The sequence below is a fragment of the Puia sp. genome, assembly GCF_036500295.1.
GTDB lineage: Bacteria > Bacteroidota > Bacteroidia > Chitinophagales > Chitinophagaceae > Puia.
Genome location: NZ_DASYCH010000006.1, coordinates 1 through 4,018 on the forward strand (window position 1 = coordinate 1; position 4,018 = coordinate 4,018).

General features: G+C 53.9%; 4 protein-coding genes. All 4 read right to left on the minus strand.

All coding sequences use genetic code 11. From position 1 onward, the window contains the following. Positions 1-38: 38 nt before the first annotated feature. Positions 39-770 (minus strand): 2-phosphosulfolactate phosphatase, encoded by a 732-nt coding sequence (locus tag VGM48_RS03355; protein WP_331576300.1) that lies wholly within the window; start codon positions 768-770, stop codon positions 39-41. 39 nt (positions 771-809) lie between these two features. After that, on the minus strand, positions 810-1,283 hold the full coding sequence (locus tag VGM48_RS03360; RefSeq protein WP_331576301.1) for an SRPBCC family protein: 474 nt from the start codon (positions 1,281-1,283) through the stop codon (positions 810-812). Positions 1,284-1,419: 136 nt separating this feature from the next. Continuing rightward, the gene (gene gcvT, locus VGM48_RS03365) at positions 1,420-2,505 is read right to left on the minus strand and encodes a glycine cleavage system aminomethyltransferase GcvT (RefSeq protein WP_331576302.1); all 1,086 of its coding nucleotides are present in this window, start codon (positions 2,503-2,505) and stop codon (positions 1,420-1,422) included. A gap of 239 nt (positions 2,506-2,744) precedes the next feature. Further along, a partial coding sequence (locus tag VGM48_RS03370; RefSeq protein WP_331576303.1) for a hypothetical protein occupies positions 2,745-4,018 on the minus strand: 1,274 nt, incomplete at its 5' end.

The window sequence follows — 4,018 nt, forward strand, 5'->3', positions numbered from 1 at the left end:
TTTAGTGGGGGTGTGCTTACGAATTTGGGAGGGAATCGTTAGAGTACGATCAGCTTGCCGTTTTCGTAGAACGGTAGAACGTTGGCCAGGTCGGGCGTCAAACAGTACCGGATATCCTTTTCCAGTCCAAACCCGTTGAGCCGGAGGTAGTGGGAGGCTTGTTTGTTCTTCATGAATTCAAAAAGATCTACCCGGGCGTCGAGGTACATCGTCTCGGCGACCCTGGAGGAGTCGCAATTGATATGAAAATGATCTTTTACCTGGTTGATCACTGCGCCGGCAAATAAGAGGTCTTCGATATTGATCTTGTCTTTCCAGGCGGCGCAGCCCAGGACGACCGGCAGGTTTTGTGCCGTCAGGTAACGGCAGATCGCGCCGAGATTGGGAAAGGAGCCGGTGACGATCTGGCCGGCGCCCCGGTCGAGGGCCATGTGGAGGAGTTTTGTGCCGTTGGTGGTGGTAAGAACCAGCGTTTTGCCAGCGACGAACTCGCGGGGGTATTCGAAGGGGGAATTGCCATGTTCCAGTCCTTCGGCGATCCGGCCATCGCGTTCGCCTGCGGTGATGCCGTCGATCTGGCGGCCCAGTTCGATGCATTTGGCGACGCTATCCACGGGGATCACGCATTTGGCGCCGTTGTATAAGGCTGTTGCAATAGTGGAAGTTGCCCGAAGGACATCGATGATGACCACGATGGCGTGATTCAGATCATACAAATGAAGCAAGGCAGGAGATAAAGCGGTATGTAAGTTGGGCTTGGAATTTGTCATAACCGGGATAACGCAAATGTAGGGGTTCGGTAGCTTTTATTAATCCAAAATAAATTTCCATTTTTCCGTTTCCGCGTAATCTTTGATCATGCCGTTGCGGGTTTCCAGTAAATTCTTCATATACCGGGTTAGGAATACTTGATTGACCAGTTTTCCGAGGCCGCCATAGGGCGTTTCGAAGTGGAACAGGTCGATGAGAAGGGTTCCGTTGTCGATCCGTTTGAAGTGGTGTTCATGGCGGAGGCTTTTAAAATCCCCGCTGACCATTTCATCGGTAAAGGACAGTGGCCGGACCATTGAAACGATCCTTGACTTCAGGATCCGGATCTTTAGCAAATGTTTAGCCTTCCAGGTCACCGTTTCGTCCAGACCGATCAGGCCATTGGTGGTGCCGGCGATAGCTTGTTCTCCTGTGTGAGCCATCGTTTTGCGGTGGAGCTCGATGCTCCGGCAAAGATCGAATACCCGGTCGGCGGGTGCGGCAATAAAGGTTGTCAGATGGATCGTAGGCATGGGTGGGTCCTCGTTATTGGCTTTTTGGATAGATCGCAATACGGGCCGCCGGGCTGCAGACCGATGCCCCTTTTGTAAGAAAAAATCATTCCAAGCTTTGTCACCGATCATAAAAAACGAGTTTTTAACCTGCCCATTAACTGAAGGGGAGCTTGGTAACCCTTGCCTGGAGCAGCTTGTCGCGTATTTTTATGTAGATCTTGCTATCGATATTGGAGAAGGGGGGGCGTACATAACCCATTCCGATCGCCTTGCCCAGGGTTGGGGATTGTGTACCGGAGGTTACCTTCCCGATCACGGCGCCGGAGAAATCCTTGATCTCGTAGTCATGCCGGGGGATACCTTTCTCGAGCATTTCGAAGCCGACGAGTTTTTTGCCGATGCCGTCCGCCTTTTGTTGTTCCAGGATCGCCCGGGCGGTGAACTCCTTTGTGAATTTTGTGATCCAGCCCAGTCCGGCCTCGAGGGGGGTACTCGTATCGTCGATATCGTTGCCGTAGAGGCAGTAGCCCATTTCGAGCCGCAGGGTATCGCGTGCTGCCAATCCGATGGGTTTCAGGCCCTGGGGTGTACCCACCTCGAAAATTTTGTTCCAGACCTTTTCTGCCGCGTCGTCTTTGTCCTCGAAATAGATCTCGATGCCCCCGGCGCCGGTATATCCCGTGGCGCTGATCACCACATTGTCAACTCCTGCGAAGGCGCCTTTTACAAAAGTATAATAGGTGAGGTTGAGGATATCGAGATCGGTAAGGGCCTGCATGAGGCGGGTGGCGTTGGGGCCCTGGATCGCGAGCAGACAGGTTTTGTCCGAGATATTGTGCATTTCGGCGTGATGGGTATTGTGCCGGGCGATCCAATTCCAGTCTTTTTCGATATTGGCGGCGTTGACCACCAGCATATAGGTTTTATTTTCTTCCAGGCAGTAGACGATCAGGTCGTCGACGATACCGCCTTTTTCGTTGGTCAGGGCGCTGTACTGGGCTTTGCCGGCGGTCAGTTTGGAGGCGTCGTTGGTGGTTACGCGCTGGATGAGGTCGAGTGCTTTGTCTCCTTTCAGGATGAATTCGCCCATATGGCTGACATCGAAGACGCCGGCATTGGTCCTTACGGTCTGGTGTTCATCGTTGATGCCGCTATAGGAGATCGGCATGTTGTAGCCGGCGAACTCCGCCATTTTTGCGCCAAACGCGAGATGTTTGGCTGTGAAAGGGGTGTGCTTCATTGAAGTGAATTTGGCGGCAAAAATATGGTTTGCGGGGGAGCTTGCAAAAGAAGATGTTGGTTTTTGGAGGGAGCTGTTGCGCTGGTCGCCCGGCTTACGACCGCTAACGCGGTCTAGCGGGGCTAATGTCTTTGGAGCTTTTTTGCGCCGGGGAAGCGAAAAAAAGCTCCGCGGCCCTTGCCGGCGGAGCTGTTCCAACTTCAACCAACTATTGAAATAGTGCTGATTTCAAATTTATACTAGTTAAAAAAGCCCGATATAAGCAATAAAGACGGGCTGTCGGGGGCCATCACCATCGTCGTGCTCTTCTGGTCGGGTGTGTCGACGGCGGGTTTGGTCTTTGGGTGTTCGGGGGCTTTATAGCGGTAACCGGGTCGGTCAGGGTTTGCGGGAGTCGCCGGTTTGTCGTCCCGGTTCCGATAGCCCGGGTCGTCGTCATCCCCGGAGTTGCTGTCTTTGTAGTTGCGGTCTTCCCTGGCCTTGTCTTTGTCCCGGCGGTCGGTGCTTTTTTTGTCCGTCCGCACAAGTCCGTCTGTCGTCATGATATATTCGATATTGCTGTTCCAGGAGTAGCTATTGTCGATCATGTCGAAGTCGTCGTCGCCGGAGCGGTTCCAGTCGTCGCTCCATCTGTTCCATTGGATATGCCGGCCATTGGAGTTGATCGAGAACCATTTATAGTCTCTTATGGTGCTATTGACAACGATCTTCTTGCCGATGGGAATGGCTACGGCGATCAGGACCTGTTGGTTGCGGAATTTCTGGCCCTGTGTGATGGCGAATCCATGCGGCAGGTAAAGGATGCTGTCGGTCTGCCGGACGGGGAAAGCGATCTGTTGTGCGAGGTCGTGCGCCACTTTTGGGTTGCTGCCACGGCTGAAGCGGACCACCTGTACGTGGTAGGCGCTGTCTTCGCTCTTCACCAGGTTCACCCGGATCGTGGCGAGCAGGAGGCTGTCCTCATTCAGGTTAAAGAAAGGACCGCGGCTCCGCCAGTCGCCGTCGAACCACCAGTCATTGTCATAAAACTGGTTATCGCTTTTGGCTGCCATCACGACCAGTTTTCCATGGACGGGTTGGGTCAGCGGGAATTCTTCTTCCACATGCTGTCTTGACCGAAAATTGCTCATCACCATGCCAACCAGGGCGATAAAGGAAAACAGGCCGATCACCCATAGGGTAGCAAACGTATAGCCGAGGTAGTGGTTGCGGGAGCGGACGCCCGTGATCCGGCGGATCAGCCAGGTGAGCAGGGCGATGACCGGGATGACCAGGAAGAGGGCGAAGGCGGTCCAGGCGAGAAAATTCTGCCAGAAGCCAGCGAGGAGATAATTTTTCAGGTCGAGTACGCCGTCTCCGCGGAAGGCGAGGCCTGCCAGCCCCATGATCAGACCAAAGGCGATGAGTCCGGCAATGAAGAGGAAGAAGGCTTTGAACAAAATGCCGATGGCGTGGCCGATGCCGCTACCTGTTCTACGGGCGGCGGGATATGCTTCGGTGGTAAAATTCTGGG

Bases quoted from the DNA above. Each gene is read 5' to 3' on its own strand.
- gcvT (WP_331576302.1), bottom strand. From the start codon at position 2,505: ATGAAGCACACCCCTTTCACAGCCAAACATCTCGCGTTTGGCGCAAAA.
- VGM48_RS03355 (WP_331576300.1), bottom strand. From the start codon at position 770: ATGACAAATTCCAAGCCCAACTTACATACCGCTTTATCTCCTGCCTTG.
- VGM48_RS03360 (WP_331576301.1), bottom strand. From the start codon at position 1,283: ATGCCTACGATCCATCTGACAACCTTTATTGCCGCACCCGCCGACCGG.